This window comes from Lactobacillus kitasatonis DSM 16761 = JCM 1039, from assembly GCF_000615285.1.
In the GTDB taxonomy this organism is placed as follows: domain Bacteria; phylum Bacillota; class Bacilli; order Lactobacillales; family Lactobacillaceae; genus Lactobacillus; species Lactobacillus kitasatonis.
Window position 1 is genome coordinate 1 of the sequence record NZ_BALU01000026.1, and the last position, 2034, is coordinate 2034.

A 2034-nucleotide genomic window follows, 5' to 3' on the forward strand; every position below is an offset into this window, starting at 1 on the left:
TTCAAGTACTTTTCAGGATCAAGGCCATTTCTCTTGGCAGTTTCAATTAAGCTTAGAATAAAGCCACTTGCAGTAGCACCCTCAAAACTTTGAGAAAATAACCAATTCTTCCGGCCCATGACGAGTGATTTTACAGCGCGTTCGGCCTTATTGTTAGATAATTCTAAATTGCCATCAAGCAAGACATGCTCAAAAGTAGCTTGATGCTTGAGGGTATAATTAATGGCTCTTCCCAATTTAGAGCCTGGCAAAACGGTGATTTTATTTTTCTCACACCAGTTGAAGAACTCTTGCATCAGAGGCTTGAGCTTTGCTTGTCTTAGCTGGTAACGTTCTTGTTTGCTCAAATTCTCCCAGGTTTGTTCTAAGTAAAACATGCGATTGCAGTAGTTGAGTCCTTTTTGGGCAAGGGACTTTTCAGAAGCCTGTTGTGGTACGGCTTCGTGAAACTTTCTTCTAACATGAGCCCAGCAGCCAACTAAAGTTGCTTTCGGCAATTGCTCATAAGCCTGCCACATATCACAGTGCAAATAACCGGGATAGTTTCCTAAAAAGTTTAAGGCAACCTTGCCACTCCGGGAAGGATCATGATGATAGAGTGTAATCCCGTATTGATCATGTTTGCCTGAAAGGAAGACCCAATAGTAAGTCTTGATTGTTTTACTTTCTAAGACTGTGTAATAAGTTTCATCGGCATGTAAAATTGGCCGCATTAACAGCTTTTGCTTAAGCAGATCATACACTGGTTTAAAGTAGTATTGACTGCTTTTCAAATCCCAATAATTTAACATCTGTCTTGAAACTTTTAGTCCCATCTTCTTCCAGTCGCTTTCTTGGCGATAGTCCGGCACCTTCATTTCATATTTTTGATAAAGTGAATGAGCGATGAGTGAAGCTGAACCTAGACCATGGTTTAGGGGAGCTTTAGGTACTGCAGCTTTAATGATCTTGTCGCTATAATTTCTTTGACTGCAATATTTACATTTGTAAGCATGTTGGATATGGTCTAGCCTTTTAAGTTGAGCTGGGATAAACAATAATTCTTGGCGAACTGACTGCTTGCCTATCTCAATCAGTTCATGATGACAATCAGGACAATGCTTGTCGCCTAATTCATGGTGAACCTCTTCAGCTGGAAGGGCAGCTAGTAAGTCAGCACGCTTTCGTTTGTGAGCTTGTCTTTTATAAGTAATAGTCTGAACGGCGGCGTCGGGGACGTTCTCCGTCATCTTGAGCATCAGGTTCATCAAAGAGACTTGTTTGTCCATTTAAAGGCATTTGTTCTGAAGATTTGCCATAACGTTTTTGCGTTAAGTAAGCTACTTGTTCACGGAGGAGCTTGATTTCATCAGTTAAGTTTTGAATAGTAGTTGCTTGTTGTGCAATAATCTTTTCCAAATTTTCTTGTGACATGAGTTAAACTTCCTCCTAAATTTATTAGTTAAAAGAATATCAAAAAAGCGTGCGATGTCAAGTGTTAGTAGAATTCGCACGCTTTCGTGTTCTTTATTTTTGGATTGATTGCGAAGCCCTTCATTAGCCAGTCGACCTGCTCAGAAGATAAAGCTTGAACTTCATTTTGATTCCTGGGCCAGTTCAATTTTCCATTTTCAAATCTTTTGTATAACAGCCAAAAACCTTGTCCGTCCCAATAAAGGGCTTTGAAGCGGTCCTTGCTTCCGCCGCAAAAGAGGAAGACTTTGCCGCTAAAAGGATCAAGTTCAAACTGTTCTTTGACTAAAGTTGCTAGTCCATCAATGCCTTTACGCAGATCCGTCTTGCCGCAAACGATATAGACTTGCCCTAAGTCACTGAGCTTAATCATGGCAAGACTTTCTCAAGCAGCTTATTCATAATTTCAGTATCTAAACTACTGTAGAAGTTCAGTTCTAAGTCATTCTTCTTTAAACTAAGCAACAGATTATTGCGTGGTGGACGAGCCTTCTTAGGTTTAGAAGAGTGGCCAAGTGCCACAATGGGTTGTTGTTTTTCGATCATATTCTTAACCTCCATTAAATTGATGAGATTAGAATA

4 protein-coding genes are annotated in these 2034 nt (G+C 40.0%); all 4 read right to left on the reverse strand.

Annotation, left to right across the window (positions count from 1 at the left end; translation table 11 throughout):
• A partial coding sequence (gene tnpC / locus JCM1039_RS09920; RefSeq protein ID WP_025015619.1) for an IS66 family transposase occupies positions 1-1229 on the reverse strand: 1229 nt, incomplete at its 3' end.
• Positions 1183-1413: an IS66 family transposase gene (locus JCM1039_RS09925; RefSeq protein ID WP_005725993.1), complete on the reverse strand. Its 231-nt coding sequence runs from the start codon at positions 1411-1413 to the stop codon at positions 1183-1185. The genes tnpC and JCM1039_RS09925, both read right to left, overlap by 47 nt.
• A 64-nt stretch (positions 1414-1477) precedes the next feature.
• On the reverse strand, positions 1478-1825 hold the full coding sequence (gene tnpB / locus JCM1039_RS09930) for an IS66 family insertion sequence element accessory protein TnpB (protein WP_005718145.1): 348 nt from the start codon (positions 1823-1825) through the stop codon (positions 1478-1480).
• Positions 1822-2034 (reverse strand): hypothetical protein (locus tag JCM1039_RS12410; protein ID WP_209440385.1); only part of this gene is annotated, 213 nt, incomplete at its 5' end. The genes JCM1039_RS12410 and tnpB, both read right to left, overlap by 4 nt.